Below are 572 nucleotides of genomic sequence, written 5' to 3' on the forward strand. Positions count from 1 at the left end.
GTGTAGACGGCGACGGTGCCGAGCCCCAGCCGGCGGCAGGTGGCGAACACCCGCCGGGCGATCTCGCCGCGGTTAGCAACCAATACTCGAGTGATTCCCATCAGCATCACATCCGGAAGACGCCGAAGTTCGACGTCCCCTTGATCGGGCCATTGGCGATGGCGGACAAACACATTCCCAGCACGGTGCGGGTGTCGCGCGGGTCGATCACCCCGTCGTCGTAAAGCATCCCGGACAGCACCAACGGTAGCGACTCGGCTTCGATCTGGCCCTCGACGGCGGCCCGCATCGCCGCGTCGGCGGCTTCGTCGACTTGCTGCCCGCGGGCTTCGGCTGCCGCCCGGGCCACGATGGACAGCACGCCCGACAGCTGGGCGCCGCCCATCACCGCGGACTTGGCGCTGGGCCAGGCGAATAGGAAGCGCGGGTCGTAGGCGCGCCCGCACATGCCGTAGTGCCCGGCGCCGTAGGACGCGCCGATCAGCAGCGAGATGTGCGGGACGGTCGAGTTGGACACGGCGTTGATCATCATCGAGCCATGCTTGATCATCCCGCCTTCCTCGTAGTCCTTG

The 572-nt window shown here is 67.5% G+C and carries 1 protein-coding gene and 1 pseudogene; both read right to left on the reverse strand.

Features of this window, described 5'->3' with window-relative positions:
• On the reverse strand, nt 1-107 hold a 107-nt coding region (locus tag FJR74_RS08505; protein WP_503465757.1), incomplete at its 3' end, for a biotin carboxylase N-terminal domain-containing protein.
• Between the two features lie 92 nt (nt 108-199).
• Nucleotides 200-550 (reverse strand): annotated as a pseudogene (locus FJR74_RS08510) (carboxyl transferase domain-containing protein); the annotation flags it as partial.
• Nucleotides 551-572: the final 22 nt, after the last annotated feature.

It is taken from the genome of Metamycoplasma neophronis (genome assembly GCF_006491995.1).
Classification (GTDB): Bacteria; Bacillota_I; Bacilli_A; order Mycoplasmatales; family Metamycoplasmataceae; genus Metamycoplasma; species Metamycoplasma neophronis.